The sequence below is a fragment of the Micromonospora sp. R77 genome (assembly GCF_022747945.1).
In the GTDB taxonomy this organism is placed as follows: domain Bacteria; phylum Actinomycetota; class Actinomycetes; order Mycobacteriales; family Micromonosporaceae; genus Micromonospora.
Genome location: NZ_JALDST010000001.1, coordinates 5,328,642 through 5,348,815 on the forward strand (window position 1 = coordinate 5,328,642; position 20,174 = coordinate 5,348,815).

The window sequence follows — 20,174 nt, forward strand, 5'->3', positions numbered from 1 at the left end:
ATGGTGTTCGAGGTCCGCTGGCAGGAGCACCGGGCCGGGGAGTCGACTGCCACTCCGCCCGAGGTGCGCGACCTGCCCGGCGGTGGCCCGCTGCCCGACGAGCCGTACGAGGCCGTCCGGGTGGCCCTGCACCGCACCCTCGCCACCCTCCAGGACCTGCTCGCCGCGCCGGCCGGTGACGGCCGGCTGGTGCTGCGCACCCGCTGGGCCGCCCGGCTGCTCGACGACACCGGCGACGCCAACCTGGTCGCCGCCGCCGTGGCCGGCCTGGTCCGCTCCGCCCAGTCGGAGAACCCGGACCGGTTCGTGCTGGTCGACACCGTCGACGACGCGGAGCTGCCCGGCTGGCTGCGCGACACCGACGAACCGCAGCTCGCGCTCCGGGACGGCCGCTGGTACGTCCCCCGCCTGACCCGCGTCCCGGTCACCGACCCGGTCCCCGGCACCCCCTTCGACCCGGACGGCACGGTGCTGGTCACCGGCGCCACCGGCCGGCTCGGCCGGGCGCTCTGCCACCACCTGGTCGCCGCGCACGGGGTCCGTCGGCTGCTGCTGACCAGCCGCTCCGGCGCGGAGTCGGCCGACGCGGCCGAGCTGGCCGCCCTGCCCGCCGACGTCACCCTGGTCGCCTGCGACGTGGCCGACCGGGAGGCGCTGGCCCGGGTGATCGCCGCCGTGCCCGCCGCGCACCCGCTCACCGGGGTCGTCCACCTCGCCGGTGTCCTCGACGACGCCATCGTCGAGTCGCTCACCCCCGAGCGGATCGACGCCGTGCTGCGGCCGAAGGTCGCCGGGGCGCTGCACCTGGACGAGCTGACCCGCGACCTGGACCTGGCCGCCTTCGTGCTCTTCGCCTCCGCCGCCGGCACCTTCGGCGGCCCCGGGCAGGGCAACTATGCCGCCGCCAACGCCTGCCTCGACGCGATCGCCGACCGGCGCCGCCGGCAGGGACGGCCCGCCATCTCGCTCGCCTGGGGCCTGTGGGAGGGCGACGACGGGATGGTCGGCGGCCTGACCGAGGTGGACTTGGCCCGGGCCCGCAACATCGGGGTGCTCAGCCTGACCGGCCCCGACGGTCTGGCCCTGTTCGACCTCGCGCTGCGCCACGACGGGCCGGCTCTGGTGCCGCTCGCGCTCGACTTCGGCCGGCTGCGCGGGCAACTCGGCCGGCAGGCACTGCCCGCGCTGCTGCGCGGCCTGGTCCGGACGCCCGCCGCCCGCACCCGGACGGCCGCCCGACCGGCCCGCATGATCGACCTGGTCCGGGCCCGGGTGGCGGCCGTGCTGCGGCACCCCTCGCCGGCCGGCATCGACCCCGACCGGGCCTTCTCCGAGCTGGGCTTCGACTCGCTGATGGCGGTGGAGCTGCGTAACGAGCTCGGCCGGGCCACCGGCATCCGGCTGCCCGCCTCGCTGATCTTCGACCAGCCCACCCCGGCCGCGCTGGCCCGGCACCTGGAGTCCCTCACCGGCGACGCCGCCGCCGACGAGCGGCCCGCCGTCGCGCCGGCCCCGGTCGGCGCGACCGACGAGCCGATCGCGATCGTCAGCATGGCCTGCCGGCTGCCCGGCGGCGTGGAGACCCCGGAACAGCTGTGGGAGCTGGTGCTGCGGGGCGACGACGCGGTCGTGCCGATGCCCGACGACCGGGGCTGGGACGTCGACGCGCTCTACGACCCGGACCCCGATCGGCCCGGCACCAGCTATGTGCGGGAGGGCGGCTTCCTCACCGCCGCCGACCAGTTCGACCCCACCGTGTTCGGCATCTCGCCGCGCGAGGCGCTCGCCATGGACCCCCAGCAGCGGCTGCTGCTGGAGTGCTCCTGGGAGCTGTTCGAGCGGGCCGGCGTCCCGCCGCGCTCGCTCAAGGGCAGCCCCACCGGCGTCTTCGTCGGCCTGATGTACACCGACTACCCGGTGCTGCTGCACGGCCGCCGGCACGACCTCGAAGGGCACCTCGGCAACGGCAGCGCCGGCAGCGTCGCCTCCGGCCGGATCGCCTACACGTACGGGCTGGAGGGCCCCGCCGTCACCGTCGACACCGCCTGCTCGTCGTCCCTGGTGGCGATGCACTGGGCGGTCAACGCGCTGCGGTCGGGGGAGTGCAGCCTCGCCGTGGCCGGCGGTGCCACCGTGATGTCCACCCCGACGGTCTTCCTGGAGTTCAGCCGCCAGCGAGGGCTGGCCGCCGACGGCCGCTGCAAGCCGTTCGCCGAGGGCGGCGACGGCACCGGCTGGGGCGAGGGCGTCGGCCTGCTGCTGCTGGAACGGCTCAGCGACGCCCGCCGGCACGGCCACCAGGTGCTCGGCGTGATCCGCGGCTCGGCGGTCAACTCCGACGGCGCGTCCAACGGCCTGACCGCGCCGAACGGCCCCTCCCAGCAGCGGGTGATCCGCCAGGCGCTGGCCAACGCCGGGCTCGCCGCCGCGGACGTCGACGCGGTCGAGGCGCACGGCACGGGTACGCCGCTCGGCGACCCGATCGAGGCGCAGGCCCTGATCGCCACGTACGGGCAGGACCGGCCGGCCGACGCGCCGCTGCTGGTCGGCGCGCTCAAGGCCAACCTCGGGCACACCCAGGCCGCGGCCGGTGTGGCCGGCGTGATCAAGACGGTGCTGGCCATGCGGCACGGCGTGCTGCCCCGCATCCTGCACCTGGACGCGCCGTCGTCCCGGGTGGACTGGGACGCCGGGGCGGTGCGGCTGCTCACCGACAACCGGGACTGGCCGGAGACCGGCCGGCCCCGCCGCGCCGCCGTGTCCTCGTTCGGCATCAGCGGCACCAACGCCCACCTGGTGCTGGAGCAGGCCAGCGACACCCCCACCGCGCCGGCCCGCGGGGCGCGTCCCGCCGCGGTGGCCTGGACGCTCTCCGCGCCCGGCCTGCCGGCGCTGCGCACCCAGGCGGCCCGGCTGCTGCCCGCCGTCGCCAACCTGGACCCGGTCGACGTCGGACACTCCCTGGTCACCACCCGGTCGGCGTTCGAGCACCGGGCGGTGGTGGTCGGTGCCGACGCCGACGAACTGCGGGCCGGGCTGCGCGCCCTGGCCGACGGCGAACCCGCCGGAAACCTGGTCGAGGGCGTGGCCCGGCCGGCCAGCCGACCCGTCTTCGTCTTCCCCGGCCAGGGCTCCCAGTGGGCCGGCATGGCCGCCGACCTGATCGACAGCGCGCCGGTCTTCGCCGCCTCGATCGCCCGCTTCGAGACCGCGCTGGCCGAGTTCGTCGACTGGTCGCTCACCGACGTGCTGCGCCAGGCGCCGGGCGCCCCCGACCTGGCCGGCGACGACGTGGTCCAACCGGCCACCCTCGCGGTCACCGTCTCGCTGGCCGAGCTGTGGCGCTCGTACGGCGTCGAACCGGCCGCGGTCGTCGGGCACTCCCAGGGGGAGATGGCCGCCGCCTGCTTCGCCGGGGCCCTGTCCCTGCGCGACGCCGCCCGCGTGGTCTGCCTGCGCGGGCGCGAGGTCACCGCCCTCGCCGGGCGCGGCGGGCTGGTGTCGGTCGAGGTGTCCCCCGAGCGAATCGAGGAACTGCTGGCCCCGTACGCGGGCCGGGTGGTGGTGGGCGCGGTGAACAGTCCCCGTGCCGTCGTCGCCTCCGGCGACCGGGACGCGCTGGAGGCGCTCATCGCCGACTGCCGGGACCGGGGCGTCCGCACCAAGTGGGTGCCGATCAACTACGCCTCCCACTCTGCGCATGTCGACGAGCTGCGGGAACCCCTGGCCCGGGTGCTCGGCGGAATCGACCCCACCCCGCCGCGGGTGCCGTTCTTCTCCACCGTCACCGCCGACTGGGTCGACGAGGCGCCGCTGGACGCCGGGTACTGGTTCGAGAACCTGCGCCGGCCGGTGCGGTTCGCCGAATCCGTCCGGGCGCTGGCCGGGCAGGGCTTCGGGCCGCTGATCGAGGTCAGCGCCCACCCCGTGCTCACCGGCGCGATCGAGGAGACCCTCGCCGACACCGCGCACGAGGTGGCGGCCGTCGGCTCGCTGCGGCGCGGCGACGGCGGGCTGGCCCGGTTCCTCCGGTCGCTCGGCGAGGCGTACGTCGCCGGGGCGCCGGTCGACTTCACCCGCGCGTACGACGGCGTCGGCGCGCGCCGGGTGCCGCTGCCCACGTACGCCTTCGACCGCCGCCGGTTCTGGCCCGAGTTCGACGACCCCGCGCCGGAGGTGGCCGCCGACCCGCAGGAGGTCGAGTTCTGGCAGGCGGTGCAGCGGCAGGACAGCGACGCCGTGGCCGACCGGATCGGCCTGGACCGGCAGGCGGTGGAGACGGTGCTGCCCGCGCTGTCCCGCTGGCACACCGGCCGGCGCACCCGTTCCGTGCTGGACGGCTGGCGCTACCGCACCGACTGGGTGCCGGTACGGCTCGCCGAACCGCCCGCGCTCACCGGCCGCTGGCTGGTCGCCCGGCCCGCGGACCGGTCGGGTGTCGCCGAGCTGGTCGACGCGGTGACCGGCGCGCTGGCCGCCGCCGGTGCCGACGTGGTGGAGCTGCCCGTCGCCGCCACCGACCCGGACGACACCCTGCGCGACGCCGTCCGGGCCGCGACCGCCGAGCGGCCCCTCGCCGGGCTGCTCTGCCTCACCGGCCTCGACGAGACCCCGGACCGCCGGCACCCGGTGGTGCCGGTCGGGCTCGACCCTGACCCTGGCCGTGGTGCGCGCCCTCACCGCGCTGGAGGTCGACGCCCCGGTCTGGGTGGCGACCTGCGGCGTGGTCGGCACCGGCCCCGACGACCCGCCCCGCCACCCGGCGCAGGCGCTGCTCTGGGGCTGCGGGCACCGCCTCGGCCTCGAACTGCCGCGCCGCTGGGGCGGTCTGGTCGACCTGCCCGCCGTCCTCGACCGGGACGGCGCTGAGCGGCTCTGCGCGCTGCTCACCGGCACCACCGGCGAGGAACACCTCGCGGTACGCGACGGCGACGTGCTGGCCCGCCGGCTGGTCCGGGCCCTGGGCGAGGGCCGGCGGTGCCGTGGCAGCCCTGGACACGGTGCTGATCACCGGCGGCACCGAGCGCTCGGCGGGCACCTGGCCGCTGGGCGGCCCGCTCCGGCGCCGGCCGGATCGTGCTGGTCAGCCGCCGGGGCGTGGCCGCCGACGGAACGGCCGCCCTGCAGGACGAGCTGATCGGCCTCGGTGTCGAGGTGAGCGTCGTGGCCTGCGACCTCACCGACCCGGACGCCGTGGCGACGCTCTTCGCGAAGGTCGCCGTCGACGGTCCGCCGATCCGGGCGGTGCTGCACGCCGCCGGGGTCAGCGGCCGGGAGGTGCCGATCGACGAGCTCACCACGGCGGAGCTGGCGGGCGTGCTCGGCCCGAAGGTGGCCGGTGCCCGGCACCTCACCGAGCACGTGGCCGGGCTGGACCTGGACGCCTTCGTGCTCTTCTCCTCCGGCGCCGGCACCTGGGGCGACAGCGGGCGGGTCGGCTACGGCGCGGCCAACGCCTACCTCGACGCGTACGCCGCCGAACGGCGGGCCGCCGGGGTGCCGGTGGTCTGCGTCGCCTGGGGCGCCTGGGGTGGCGGCGGCATGGTCGACGAGGGCACCGCCGCCCGGCTGCGCCGGCTCGGCAACCGCCCGATGGACCCCGAGCTGGCCGTCGCCGCCCTCGCCGACGCGGTGGCCCGGGGCGACGGTGAGCTGATCGTCGCCGACATCGGCTGGAAGACCTTCGCGCCCGCGTACGCTGCCGCCCGGCACCGGCCGCTGATCCTCGGCGTCGCCGACGCCCGGCAGGCGCTGGCCGACGCCGACGCGGTCGAGGCCGAGGAGGTCGGCGAGCCGGAACTGGTCCGCGAGCTGGCCGGGCTGGCCGACGCGGACCGGCAGCGGGTGCTGCTCGACCGGGTACGCCGGGAGGCCGCCGTGGCCCTCGGCCACGCCTCGGTCGCGGAGATGCACGCCGACCGGCCCTTCCGCGAGCTGGGCTTCGACTCGCTGACCGTGGTGGCGCTGCGCAACCGGCTCTCCGCGGTCACCGGCCTGAAGCTGCCCACCACCCTGGTCTTCGACCACCCGACGTTCCCCGAGCTCACCCGCTATCTGGTGACCCGGCTCTTCGGCGCCGGCACGGAGGCCCCGCCGCAGAGCGCGGAGGAGGCGGCCACCTGGGCGACGCTGCGGACCATCCCGCTGAGCCGGCTGCGCGAGACCGGCCTGCTCGACGCGCTGCTCGAACTGGCCACCACGGGCGAGCAGCCGACCACCGCCGGGCCGGACGACGGCGCGGAGAGCATCGACGACATGAACGTGGCCGACCTCATCGAGCTGGCGCTCGGTGCCGGCACCGACGCACGGGAGAACTGACCATGACCACTGCTCCCGACAAGCTGGTCGAGGCCCTGCGGGCCGCGCTGCGCGACAACGAACGGCTCAAGCAGCGCAACCAGCGGCTGGAGCAGGTCGCGCACGAGCCGGTCGCGATCATCGGCATGGGCTGCCGGTTCCCCGGCGGGGTGACGAACCCCGAGCAGCTCTGGCAGGTGCTCACCGGCGGCGTCGACGCGGTCACCGAGTTCCCGGCCCGGCCCGGCTGGGAACTCGACACGCTGCTCGACCCCGACCCGGACAGCCGGGGCACCACGTACGTCGCCCAGGGCGGGTTCCTGCACGACGCCGACCAGTTCGACGCCGGCTTCTTCGGCATCTCGCCCCGCGAGGCGCTCGCCATGGACCCGCAGCAGCGGCTGCTGCTGGAGGTGGCCTGGGAGACCCTGGAACAGGCCCGGATCGCCCCGACGTCGCTGCGCGGCACCGCCACCGGCGTCTTCACCGGCGCTACCGGCGCGGACTACGGCCCGCTGATGGCCCAGTCCGGCATCGACACCGACGGCTATCTGGCGACCGGCAGCGCGGCCAGCGTGGCGTCCGGCCGGATCGCGTACGTGCTGGGGCTGGAGGGCCCCGCCGTCACCGTGGACACCGCCTGCTCGTCGTCGCTGGTGGCGCTGCACCTGGCCGTGCAGTCGCTGCGCTCGGGGGAGTGCTCCCTGGCGCTGGCCGGCGGCGCCACCCTGATGGCCAGCCCGTCCACCTTCCAGGAGTTCAGCCGGCAGCGCGGGCTGGCGCCGGACGGCCGGGTCAAGGCGTTCTCCGACGACGCCGACGGCACCAGTTGGAGCGAGGGCGTCGGGCTGCTGCTGGTGGAGCGGCTGTCCGACGCGCGGCGCAACGGGCACCGGATCCTCGCCGTGGTGCGGGGCAGCGCGGCCAACCAGGACGGCGCGTCGAACGGGTTGACCGCCCCGAACGGCAAGGCGCAGCAGCGGGTGATCCGGCAGGCCCTCGCCAACGCGGGCGTCGCCGGGGCCGAGGTCGACGTGGTGGAGGCGCACGGCACCGGCACCACCCTCGGCGACCCGATCGAGGCGCGCGCGCTGCTCGCCACGTACGGGCAGGAACGCACCGACGGCCGGCCGCTCTGGCTGGGGTCGGTGAAGTCCAACCTCGGCCACACCCAGGGCGCGGCGGGCGTCGCCGGGGTGATGAAGATGGTCCTGGCGATGCGGCACCAGCTGCTGCCCCGCACGCTGCACGTGACCACCCCCACCTCGCACGTGGACTGGTCGGCCGGCGCGGTACGGCTGCTGACCGAGGACCACCCGTGGCCGGCCACGGCGGACCGGCCGCGCCGCGCCGGTGTCTCGGCCTTCGGCATGAGCGGCACCAACGCCCACGTGATCGTGGAGGAGGCCCCGGTCGAGGAGCCGGCGACTCCGACGGCGGAGCCGGCGCGGGTGTTGTCGGCGTCGGCCGCGCCGTGGGTGCTCTCCGGGCGGTCCTCGGCGGCCCTGCGGGGCCAGGCCCTGGCCCTGGCCGGGCTGTCGGCCGATCCGGTGGACGTCGGGTGGTCGTTGTTGACGTCGCGGTCGTCGTTCGAGCACCGGGCCGTGGTGCTCGACGGTGACGCCGCCGGCCTGGCGGCGGTCGCCGACGGGCTCCCGGCCGACGGTGTGGTGTCGGGTGCGGTGTCCGGCTCCCCGGGTCGGGTGGTGCTGGTGTTCCCGGGTCAGGGGGCGCAGTGGGCCGGCATGGGCGTGGAGCTGGCCGAGGCGTCGCCGGTGTTCGCGGCGCGGTTGGCCGAGTGTGAGACGGCGCTGTCGGAGTTCGTGGACTGGTCGCTGACCGATGTGCTGCGGCAGGCTCCCGGTGCGCCGTCGTTGGACCGGGTGGATGTGGTGCAGCCGGCGTCGTGGGCGGTGATGGTGTCCCTGGCGGCACTCTGGGAGTCGTTCGGGGTGCGGCCGGCGGCGGTGGTGGGTCACTCGCAGGGGGAGATCGCGGCGGCGTGCGTCGCCGGTGCGCTCTCGCTGACCGACGGCGCCCGGGTGGTGTGCCTGCGCAGTCGGGCCGTGGCGAGTCTCGCCGGTGGCGGCGGCATGGCCGTGGTGGCCCTGCCGGTGGCCGCCGTCGACGAGCTGATCACCGGGTACGACGACGTCCACGTCGCGGCGGTGAACGGACCCGCCTCGGTGGTGCTCTCCGGTGACCGGGCCGCCCTCGACCGGGTCGGCGCCGAGTGCGAACGCCGGGAGGTGCGGTTCCGCCTCGTGCCGGTGGACTACGCGTCCCACTCGCCGGCCGTGGCGGACCTCCGCGACGACCTGCTCCGCGACCTGGCCCCCGTACGCCCGCTCGCCGGTCGGGTGCCGCTGGTGTCCACGGTGACCGGCGCCGTGGTCGACCCGTCCACGCTGGACGCGGGGTACTGGTTCCGGAACCTGCGGGAGCCGGTGCGCTTCGCCGACGCGATCCGCACCCTCGCCGCCGACGGCTACGGCACGTTCGTGGAGGCGTCGCCGCACCCGGTGCTGACCACCGCCGTCGAGGAGACCGTACGCGAGGCGACGCCGGGCGGCGACGACCCGTGCGTGGTCGGCTCGCTGCGCCGCGACGACGGCGGCGCGCACCGGTTCCTGCTCTCGCTCGGCGCGGCCTGGGTCCGCGGCGTGGCGGTCGACTGGACGGCGGCCTTCCCGGCTGGCGGGGCCCGGGTCGTCGACCTGCCCACCTACCCCTTCCAGCGGCAGAGCTACTGGCCCGAGTTCGACACCGACGAGCCGACCCCGGTCACCACCGACACCGGGGACCACGACTTCTGGGCGGCCGTCGACCGCGCCGACGCCACCGCGCTCGCCGCCACGCTGCACACCGACACCACCGTGCTCGACCCGGTGCTGCCCGCCCTGGCCCGCTGGCACCGCCAGCGGCGCGCGGAGCACACCGCCGACGCCTGGCGCTACCAGGTGACCTGGCGGCCCCGCGGCGGCGACCGCACCCGGCCCGCCCTGTCCGGCCGCTGGCTGCTGGTCCGCCCCGCAGCCGGCGGGGACGACGAGCTGGCCGCCGACGTGGTCGACGCCCTCACCGGGCACGGCGCGGATGCACACCCTGTCCTCCCCGACGGCGACACCGACCTGCGCCGCGCTGTCATCGACCTGCTCGCCGGCTCGACGCGGCACCCGTCGGCGTGCTCAGCCTCGCCGCCCTGGACGAGCGCCTGCACCCGGCGTACCTGGCCGTGCCGGTGGGGTTGGCCGCGACGGTCGCGCTGGTGCAGGCCCTCGCCGACACCGGCAGCACCGCCCGGGTGTGGATCGCCACCCGGACGCCGTCGCCATCGGACCTGCTGACCGGTCCTGCCGCTGCCGCAGGCCGCCGCCTGGGACTCCGGCCGGGTCGTCGGCCTCGAACACCCCGACCGCTGGGGCGGCCTGGTCGACCTGCCCGCCCGCCTCGACGCCCGCGGCCGGGAACGCCTCGCCGCGGCCCTCGCCGACGGCGGCGAGGACCAGCCTGCGCTGCGCGGCCTGGCACCTTCGTCCGGCGGCTCACCCACCTGCCGGCCGGGACCGCCCGGTCCGCCGCTGGCAGCCGCGCGCACCGTCCTGGTCACCGGCGGCACCGGCGGCATCGGTGCCGCCCTGGCCCGCTGGCTGGCGACCGAGGGCGCCCAGCACCTCGTACTGACCGGCCGGCGCGGTGCGGACGCGCCCGGCGTACCGGAGCTGCGGGCCGAGCTGACCGCGTCGGGCGTGGACGTCACCGTCGCCGCCTGCGACGTGACCGACCGGGACGCCCTCGCCCGCCTGCTCGACACCATCGGGGAACGGCACCCGCTCACCGCCGTCGTGCACGCGGCCGGCGTGGGCCAGTACCAGCCGCTCACCGACACCGGCGTCGCCGACCTCGAGGACGTGCTCGCCGCGAAGGTGCTCGGCGCCGCCCACCTCGACGACCTGCTCGGCGATCGGCCGCTGGACGCGTTCGTGCTCTTCTCCTCCAGCGCCGGCGTGTGGGGCAGTGGCGGTCAGGCCGGCTACGCCGCCGCCAACGCCTGGCTCGACGCGCTCGCCGAGGACCGGCGCTCCCGAGGTCGTACCGCCTTGGCGGTGGCCTGGGGCGCGTGGGCCGACGCGGGGATGGCCGCCGACGCCGGCATGGCCCGCCACCTGACCGGCCGGGGCGTCCGGGCGATGCCGCCTGCCCTGGCGCTGGACTGCGCCAGCGGGGCCGTGGAGGCGACGCGGCGACCACCGTGGTCGCCGACCTGGACTGGGACCGGTTCGCGCCGACCTTCACTGCCGCCCGGCCCCGGCCGCTGCTGGACGAACTGCCCGAGGTCCGCCGCGCCCTGGACAGCGCCGGCCCGGCCGCCGGTGCCGAGGCGGGCGACGACGGCCTGCGCCGGCGGCTCGCCGACCGTTCCGCCGCCGAGCAGACCCGCGAACTGCTCGACCTGGTCCGTACCCACGCCGCCGCCGTGCTCGGCCACGACGCCGCCGACGGCATCGACCCGGGCCGGGCGTTCCGGGAACTCGGGTTCGACTCGCTGACCGCGATCGAGCTGCGCAACCGGCTCGGCGCGGTGACCGGGCTGCGGCTGCCCGCCACCCTGGTCTTCGACCACGCCCAGCCGCGCCGGCTCGCCGCCCACCTGCGGGCCGAACTCTTCGGCGGACCCGACGGACCGGACCCCGCCGAGGCCGGCGGCACCGCCATCGACGAACCCATCGCGATCATCGGGATGAGCTGCCGCTACCCGGGCGACGTGCGGTCACCGGACGACCTGTGGCGGCTGCTGGCGGCGGGCACCGACGCGCTGTCGCCGCTGCCCCTCGACCGGGGCTGGCCGGCCAGCGTCGCCGGCGTGGCCGAGGGCGGCTTCGTCCCCGACGCCACCGGCTTCGACGCCGCGTTCTTCGAGATGAGCCCGCGCGAGGCGCTGGCCACCGACCCCCAGCAGCGGCTGCTGCTGGAGGCCGCCTGGGAGGCCGTCGAACGCGCCGGCATCGACCCGGGCGCGCTGCGCGGCACCCGCACCGGCGTCTTCATCGGCGGCAACAACATGGGGTACGGGGTGGGCCCGGAGATCCCCGAGGAGGTGCAGGGGCACCTGCTGGTCGGCAACGCCACCAGCGTCGTCTCCGGTCGGGTCGCCTACACGCTCGGCCTGGAGGGCCCGGCGGTCACCCTGGACACGGCCTGCTCGTCGTCGCTGGTGGCGCTGCACTGGGCCAGCCAGTCACTGCGCTCCGGCGAGTCGGAGCTGGCCCTGGCCGGCGGGGTGGCCGTGCTGGTCACCCCGGACAGCTTCACCGAGTTCAGTCGACAGGGCGGCCTGGCCGCCGACGGCCGGTGCAAGGCGTTCTCCGACGACGCGGACGGCACCGGCTGGGGCGAGGGCGTCGGCGTCCTGGTCCTGGAGCGCCTCAGCGACGCCCGCCGCAACGGCCACCGGATCCTCGCCGTGGTCCGGGGCAGCGCCACCAACTCCGACGGCGCGTCGAACGGCCTGAGCGCGCCGAGCGGCCCCGCCCAGCAGCGGGTGATCCGGCAGGCCCTCGCCAACGCCGGCCTGTCGACCGCCGACGTGGACGCCGTCGAGGCGCACGGCACCGGCACCCGGCTCGGCGACCCGATCGAGGCGCAGGCGCTGCTCGCCACGTACGGGCAGGACCGTCCCGCCGACCGGCCGGTGCTCCTCGGGTCGGTCAAGTCGAACCTGGGCCACACCCAGGCCGCCGCCGGTGTCGCCGGTGTGATCAAGATGGTGCTCGCGTTGCGGCACGAGGCGCTGCCCCGGACCCTGCACGTCGGTACGCCGTCGTCGCACGTGGACTGGTCGGCGGGTGCGGTGGAGCTGCTGACCGAGACGCGGCCGTGGCCGCGCGGCGCGGAACCCCGCCGGGCCGGCGTGTCCGCGTTCGGCATCAGCGGTACCAACGCGCACGTCATCATCGAGGAGGCCCCGGACGACCGCGTCGCCGCTCCCGTCGCCGACGTGGTCCTGCCGATGGTGCCGTGGGCGCTGTCGGCGAAGTCGCCGGCCGCCCTGGCGGCGCTGGCGGCCGAACTGGCGTCGGGGGTGCCGGGCTCGGCCGTCGACGTGGCGTTCTCGCTCGCCACGACGCGGTCGGCGTTGGTCCGTCGGGCGGTGGTGCTGGGCGCGGACACCGACGAGTTGCGGTCGGGTCTGGCGTCGCTGGTGGAGAGCGTGCCGAGCGCCGGGGTGGTCTCCGGGACGGCCCGGGAGGGGCTGACCGCGTTCGTGTTCTCCGGTCAGGGTGGTCAGCGGCTCGGCATGGGCCGCGACCTGGCGGCGGTGTTCCCGGTCTTCGACGCGGCCCTGTCGGAGGTGTGCGCGCAGTTCGACACCCTGCTGGACCGCCCGCTGCGTGAGGTGATCGACGGCGCGGCGGGGGAGCGGGACGAATCGCGCCCGGCGGCGGACCTGGCGCAGACCGGCTGGGCGCAGCCGGCGCTGTTCGCGGTCGAGGTGGCGCTGTTCCGGCTCCTCGAATCCTGGGGCGTCACGCCGGACTACCTGATCGGTCACTCGATCGGTGAACTCGCCGCCGCGCACGTCGCGGGGGTGCTGGACCTGCCGGACGCGTGCCGGCTGGTGGCGGCGCGGGCGTCGTTGATGCAGGCCCTGCCGTCGGGTGGGGCGATGTGGGCGGTCCGGGCCACCGTGGACGAGGTGACCCCGCTGCTGGTGGACGGCGCGTCGATCGCGGCCGTCAACGCGCCCGGCCAGGTGGTCGTCTCCGGGACCCGGGAGGCCGTGGAACAGGTCGCGGCAGGTCTGTCGGAGCGGCAGGGCCGGTGGTTGACGGTCAGTCACGCGTTCCACTCGGCGTTGATGGACCCGATGTTGGCCGGGTTCACCTCGGCCGCCGAGGCGGTCGAGTTGCGCAAGCCGCGCATCCCCATCGTCTCCACGCTCACCGGCGAGCCGGTCGAGGAGTTCACCGCCGGCTACTGGGCCGACCAGGTGCGTGGCACCGTCACCTTCGGGGCGGCGGTCGAGAAGGCCGCCGAACTCGGCGTCACCCGGTTCGTGGAACTCGGCCCCGACGCGAGCCTCGTCGCCGCGATCGAGGAGACCCGCACCGACGTGCTCGCCGTACCGGTGCTGCGGCGGGACCGGTCGGAGGCCGGCGTCGCCGTCACCGCCCTCGCCCGGCTCTGGGCCGACGGCGGCCCCGTCGACTGGGCGGCGTTCCACGCCCCCACCGGTGCGCGCGTCGTCGACCTGCCCACCTACCCGTTCCAGCACCAGCGCTACTGGCTGCAGGGCTGGAGCACCCCCGACCCCACCGGACGGTGGAGCTACCGCGTCGACTGGCGACCCGTCGCCGGCCCGACTGCCGCCCGGCTCACCGGCCGCTGGCTGCTGCTCACCCCCACCGACGCCGACCCCGACCTGGTCACCACGGTCACCGACCGGCTGCGCGCCGCCGGCGCCACCCCCGTGCCGCTCACCGTCGACCCCGACACCGACCGGACCGTCCTCGCCGCCCGGCTCGCCGGACACGCCGACGCGGCCGGCGTACTCCAGCTGGCCGGCGCGTCGGCCGGCGAAGGCCGGCGGTGCCCGGCACGCTCGCCGGGACGGCGCAGGCCTTCGGCGACGCCGCCGTCACCGCACCCTGTACGTCACCACCGGCGCCGTCCAGGCCGTCGACACCGACCCCGGAAGCGCCCCGCGCCGACCTCGCCGCGGCCTGGGGCCTCGGTCGGGTCGCCGCCCTCGAACACCCCGACCGCTGGGGTGGCCTGGTCGACCTGCCCCCTCGTCGCCCACGGCCTCGCGACGTCGACCGCCTCACCGCCCTCCTCACCGGCGCAGGCGGCGAGGACCAGCTCGCGGTCCGGCCCCGCCGGCACGTACGCCCGGCGGCTGGTCCGGCACACCCCGCCGGCCGCCGCGCCGCAGAGCTGGCCGCGCGGCGGCACGGTCCTGGTCACCGGCGGCATCAAGGTTGGCGGGCACGTCGCCCGCTGGCTGGCCGCCCGCGGCGCCGCCCACCTGGTGCTGACCAGCCGGCGCGGGCCCGGACGCGCCCGGCGCCGCCGCGCTGCGCGACGAACTCACCGCGACCGGCGCTCGGGTCACCGTCGCCGCCTGCGACGCCGCCGACCGCGCCGCCCTCGCCGCGCCTGCTCGACGGCCTGGACACCGACGGGGTACGCGTCGACGCGGTGGTGCATGCCGCCGGCGTCCTGCACGACGGGCTGCTGCACACCATGGACCCGGCGCAACTGGCCGACGTGCGGGCCGCCAAGGTGACCGCCGCGGTGAACCTGCACGACCTTGCTCGCCGACCGCGACCTCACCGCGTTCGTGCTCTTCTCCTCCCTGCTGTTCCTCGGCAGCGTCGGCCAGGCCGGGTACGCGGCGGCCAACGCCGCCCTGACCGCCCTCGCCGAGGCCCGGCACGCCGCCGGCCGACCGGCCCTCTCCGTCGCCTGGGATACCGTGGGCCGGCACCGGCATGGCCGCCACCGGACACCTCACCACCAGCTCCGGCGCAGCGGGCTGGCGCCGATGGACGCCGCACCCGCCCTCGCCGCGCTGGAACGGCACCTCGCCGGGGACGCCCCCTGCGTGGTCGTCTCCGACGTCGACTGGGCCCGGCTGACCGCCGCCGGTGCCCGGCCGCTGCTCGCCGAGCTGACCGACCCCACCGACCGCACCGCGCCGGCCGACGACGACGCCGCCCTGCGCCGCGAGGTGCTGGCCCTGCACCCCAGCAGCCGGCACGCCGCCGTGCTGGAGGCGGTCCGCACCCAGATCGCCGACGTGCTCGGTCACGCGTCCATCGCGCCGGTCGAGCCGGAGGCGCCCCTGTCGGCGCTCGGCTTCACCTCGCTGCTCGCCCTCGATCTGCGCGGCCGGCTCAACACGCTGACCGGCCTGGCGCTGCCGGCCACCCTGGTCTTCGACCACCCCACCGCCGACGCGCTCGCCCGGCACCTGCTGCACGAACTCGCCGGGACCCGGTCCACGGAGACCGTCGCGGCCACCGGCGGCGACCAATCCGACGACCCGATCGTCGTGGTGAGCATGAGCTGCCGCTTCGCCGGTGGCGTCTACACCCCCGAAGAGCTGTGGCGGCTGCTCTCCGACGGCGCCGACGCGATGTCCGCGTTCCCCACCGACCGGGGCTGGGACACCGACTCGCTCTATCACCCGGATCCCGACCACGAGGGCACCAGCTACGCCCGGGAGGGTGGCTTCCTGCCCGGCGTCGGCGCGTTCGACGCCGACCTGTTCGGCATCAACCCGCGTGAGGCGCTCGCCATGGACCCGCAGCAGCGGCTGCTGCTGGAGTGCTCCTGGGAGGCATTCGAACGGGCCGGCGTCGACCCCCGCTCGGTACGCGGCAGCCGGATCGGCGTCTTCGCCGGCACCAACGGCCAGGACTACCCGGCCGCCCTGCACAACTCGGCGGAGAACCTCGCCGGCTACGTCGCCACCGGCAGCGCCGCCAGCGTCTTCTCCGGGCGGCTGGCGTACGCGTTCGGGCTGGAGGGGCCGGCGCTGACCGTGGACACCGCCTGCTCCGCCTCCCTGGTCGCGCTGCACCTCGCCAGCCAGGCGCTGCGCGCCGGTGAGTGCAGCGCGGCGCTGGTCGCCGGGGCGACGGTGATGACCACCCCCGGGGTGTTCGTCGAGTTCAGCCGGCAGCGGGCGCTCTCCCCGGACGGTCGGTGCAAGGCGTTCTCCGACGACGCCGACGGCACCGGTTGGGGCGAGGGCGCCGCCGTCGTCCTGCTGGAACGCCTCTCCGAGGCCCGCCGGCACGGCCACCCCGTGCTGGCCGTGCTGCGCGGCAGCGCCGTCAACTCCGACGGCGCGTCCAACGGGCTCACCGCCCCGAACGGCGCCGCCCAGCAGCGGGTGATCCGGCAGGCCCTCGCCAACGCCGGCCTCGCCACCGGCGACGTCGACGCGGTGGAGGCGCACGGCACCGGCACCTCCCTCGGCGACCCGATCGAGGCGCACGCCCTGCTCGCCACGTACGGGCAGGACCGCCCCGCCGACCGGCCGCTCTGGCTGGGGTCGGTCAAGTCGAACATCGGCCACACCCAGGCCGCCGCCGGCCTCGCCGGGGTGCTGAAGATGGTGCTCGCGCTGCGCCACGGCACGCTCCCCGCCACCCTGCACGTCAGTGCCCCGTCCCGGCACGTCGACTGGGCCGCCGGCGACGTCCGGCTGCTCACCGAGGCGCAGCCGTGGCCGGCCGGGGACCGGCCCCGCCGGGCCGGGGTGTCCGCGTTCGGCGTGAGCGGCACCAACGCCCACGCCATCCTGGAACAGGCGCCGGAACCCGACGGGCCGACCGCGCCGGAACCTGACGGGCCGACTCCCCGACCGGGCGGCCGGCGGTCGTACCGTGGCTGCTGGCCGGGCGGACCGCGGCCGCGCTGACCGACCAGGCCGACCGGCTGCTGCCCGCCGTCACCGGCCCCGACGCCCTGCCGCTGCGCGACGTCGCCTGACCCTCGCGGTGTCCCGGGCGGCGCTGGAGCACCGCGCGGTCGTCGTCGGCGGCACCCGCGACGAGCTGGCCGCCGGGCTGGCCGCGCTCGCCGTCGGCCGGGACTCCTCGGCCGTCGTCACCGGCACCGCCGGCGCCCCCGGCCGCACCGTCTTCGTCTTCCCCGGCCAGGGCGCCCAGTGGATCGGCATGGCCACCGAACTGGCCGCCGCCGCACCCGTCTTCGCCGACCGGCTCGCCGAGTGCGAGCAGGCCCTCGCCGAGTTCGTCGACTGGACCCTCACCGACGTGCTGCGCGGCGCCCCCGACGCCCCCGGCCTGGACCGGGTCGACGTGGTGCAGCCGGCGCTCTGGGCGGTGATGGTCTCGCTCGCCGCGCTCTGGCAGCACCACGGGGTACGCCCGCACGCGGTGGTCGGCCACTCCCAGGGCGAGATCGCGGCGGCCTGCGTCGCCGGCGCGCTCACCCTGCGCGACGCCGCCCGGATCGTCGCCCTGCGCAGCCAGGCACTGACCGCGCTCGCCGGGCACGGCGGCATGGCCTCGGTGGCGCTGCCCGCCGACGCGGCCGGTGACCTGCTCGCCGACCTCGACGGCCGGGCCACGATCGCCGCGGTCAACGGCCCCGCCTCGGTGGTGGTCTCCGGCGACCCGGCCACCCTCGACGAGCTGCTGCGACGCTGCGACGACCGGCAGGTCCGGTCCCGCCGCATCCCGGTCGACTACGCCTCGCACGGCGCGCACGTCGACCGGATCCGCGACGAGCTGCACACCCTGCTCGCCCCCACCGCGCCCCGCCCGCCGCAGATCCCGATGCTCTCCACCGTCACCGGGGACTGGGTCGGACCGGACGAGCTGGACGGCGACTACTGGTTCCGCAACCTGCGGCAACCGGTCCTGCTGGACCCGGCCGTGCGGACCCTCGCCGCCGCCGGCCACCGCACCTTCGTCGAACTCAGCCCGCACCCGGTGCTCACCGTGCCGGTCCGGGAGACCCTCGACCACCTCGCCGTCACCGCCGGCCGGGTGTACGTCGGCGGCTCCCTGCGCCGCGACGACGGCGGCCCGCGCCGCTTCCTCACCTCGCTCGCCGAGGCGTACGTCTCCGGTGCCGACGTGGACTGGACCAGCGTGGTCGACGGTGACCTGGTGGCGCTGCCGACCTACCCGTTCCAGCGGCGGATGTTCTGGCCCCGCCCGGCGGTCGTGGACCCGGCGACCGGCTCCGGCGACGAGGTCGACGACGCGTTCTGGGCCGACGTGGAGCAGCGCAACCTCGACGGCCTCGCCACCACCCTCGGCGTCGACACCACCGCCCTCGCGGACGTCCTGCCGGCCCTGTCGGACTGGCGGCGGACCCGGCGCGAGGCGGCCACCCTCGACTCGTGGCGCTACCGGATCACCTGGCGGGCGCTCGCCGAGCGGCCCGGCGGGCCCACCGGCACGTGGCTGGTGCTCACCCCCGAGGGCGTCGACCCGTCCTGGTGCGCCGCGGTGACCGGTGCGCTGGCCGACGCCGACGTCCGGACCGTGGCCGTCGACCCGGGCACCGTCGGCCGCGACGGCCTCGCCGACCTGCTGACCGGCCCGCTCGACGGGGTGCTCTCCCTGCTCGCCCTCGACGAACGGCCGCACCCGGCGTACCCGGCGGTGCCCGCCGGACTGGCCGCCACCCTGCTGCTCGCCCAGGCCGCGGCCGACGCGGCCCTCGACGCGCCGCTCTGGCTCGCCACCCGGTCGGCGGTCGCCGCCGCACCCGGCGACACCCTCACCGGCACCGCCCAGCCGCAGGTCTGGGGCCTCGGCCGGGTCATGGCCTGGAACACGCCGACCGCTGGGGCGGCCTGGTCGACCTGCCGGCCACCGTCGACGAACCGGTCGCGCGCCGGCTGCGCCAGGTGCTCGCGGGCCGCCGCCGACGAGGACCTGGACCGTGACCGCCTTCATGGGTGGTCGGCCACCGTCTGCGCCTACCCTGCTCGGCGATCAACCTCGCCCGCCGGCAACGGCAAGCCGCCGGGCACGCCGGCGAGCTCGGCGGCACTGGCGGCATCGGCGCCTGGGTGGCCCGGTGGCTGGCCACTGCCGGCGCTGAACACCTGGTGCTCACCAGCCGGCGCGGCCCTGGACGCGCCGGGCGCCCGGGAGCTCGAGGCGACCTCACCGCGCTCGGCGCCCCGGGTCACCGTCGCCGCCTGCGACGTCGCCGACAAGGCCGCCCTGGCCGGGCTGCTCGACGGGCTGCGGGACGCCGGCGACGAGATCCGGACCGTCGTGCACGCCGCCGGGGTGGTCCAGGCGACCGCCCTGACCGAGATGAGCCTCGGCGAGTGCGCCGAGGTGCTCGCCGCCAAGACCCTCGGTGCGACCCACCTCGACGACCTCCTCGCCGACCAGCCGCTGGACGCGTTCGTGCTCTTCTCCTCCAACGCCGGCGTCTGGGGCAGCGGCGGGCAGGGCGCGCGGCCGCCGCCGCCAACGCCCACCTCGACGCCCTCGCCCAGGCCCGGCGCGACCGCGGCCGGACCGCCACCTCGGTCGCCTGGGCGCCCTGGGGCGGCGGCGGCATGGCCGCCGACCCGGCTGCCGAGGAGCACCTGGCGCCGACGCGGCGTGCTGGTGATGCCGCCGGAGCGGGCCCCGGGCGGCGCTGCGCCAGGCGCTGGAGCACGACGAGACCGTGCCGACCGTCGCCGGACGTCGACTGGGACCGCTTCAGCCCAGTCAGCCGCCGCCCGGTGCCGGCCCTGCTCGCCGACTCCGCCGGCCGCCCAGCGGGCGCCTGGCCGGCGGCCGACCGGGACGCCGACCCCGACACCGGTGGGGGGGGCGAGCAGCTGCGGAAGATGCCGCCGGCCGAGCGGGACGCCGCCCTGCACGACCTGGTCCGCTCGGCGGTCGCCACCGTCCTCGGCCACGACGACCCGCAGGCCGTCGACGTCGGGCGGGCCTTCAAGGACCTCGGCTTCGACTCGCTCACCTCGGTCGAACTGCGCAACCGGCTCACCTCGGCGACCGGGCTCACCCTGCCGGCCACCCTGGTCTTCGACCACCCCACGCCGCTGGACCTGGTGGCCCTGCTGCGCAGCCGGTACGCCGGTGACCAGGAGCAGCCCCCGTCGCCCGAACAGGCGGTGCAGGCCGCCCTGGACAAGCTCGAAGCCGGAATTTCAGCTCTTTCCCCAGACCACCAGCTCGACGAGGTGCAGGCCAGGCTGCGGAGCCTAATCTCGACGCTGGGTGACAGGCAGTCTGCGGGAGCCGCTGAGCCGGTGTCCCGGCAACTGGAGACGGCCTCCGACGACGAGCTGTTCGAATTCATCCACAGGGAGTTCGGTAAGTCCTCTTGACGGCGCAGGCCACGGCTACCGA

Annotated in this window: 3 protein-coding genes and 4 pseudogenes; all 7 read left to right on the top strand. The window is 76.7% G+C overall.

The genetic code is table 11. The annotated features are described in order from the left end of the window. Positions 1 to 4,869, top strand: coding sequence for a type I polyketide synthase (locus tag MRQ36_RS24935; protein ID WP_242799188.1), 4,869 nt, complete (start codon positions 1 to 3; stop codon positions 4,867 to 4,869). 186 nt (positions 4,870 to 5,055) lie between these two features. Then, a pseudogene (locus MRQ36_RS33480) lies at positions 5,056 to 5,520 on the top strand (ketoreductase domain-containing protein); the annotation flags it as partial. Positions 5,521 to 5,913: 393 nt separating this feature from the next. Then, positions 5,914 to 6,033, top strand: a pseudogene (locus tag MRQ36_RS34600) (acyl carrier protein); the annotation flags it as partial. A gap of 281 nt (positions 6,034 to 6,314) precedes the next feature. Further along, positions 6,315 to 9,644, top strand: coding sequence for a type I polyketide synthase (locus MRQ36_RS24945; RefSeq protein ID WP_374251189.1), 3,330 nt, complete (start codon positions 6,315 to 6,317; stop codon positions 9,642 to 9,644). 303 nt (positions 9,645 to 9,947) lie between these two features. Continuing rightward, entirely contained in the window at positions 9,948 to 10,847 is a 900-nt protein-coding gene (locus MRQ36_RS34070; RefSeq protein WP_308194982.1) for an SDR family NAD(P)-dependent oxidoreductase, read from the top strand. Beyond that, positions 10,811 to 10,891, top strand: a pseudogene (locus MRQ36_RS34605) (acyl carrier protein); the annotation flags it as partial. The gene MRQ36_RS34070 and the pseudogene MRQ36_RS34605, both read left to right, overlap by 37 nt. A 126-nt stretch (positions 10,892 to 11,017) precedes the next feature. Further along, positions 11,018 to 19,864: pseudogene (locus MRQ36_RS34610) on the top strand (beta-ketoacyl synthase N-terminal-like domain-containing protein); the annotation flags it as partial. Between the last annotated feature and the right edge of the window lie 310 nt (positions 19,865 to 20,174).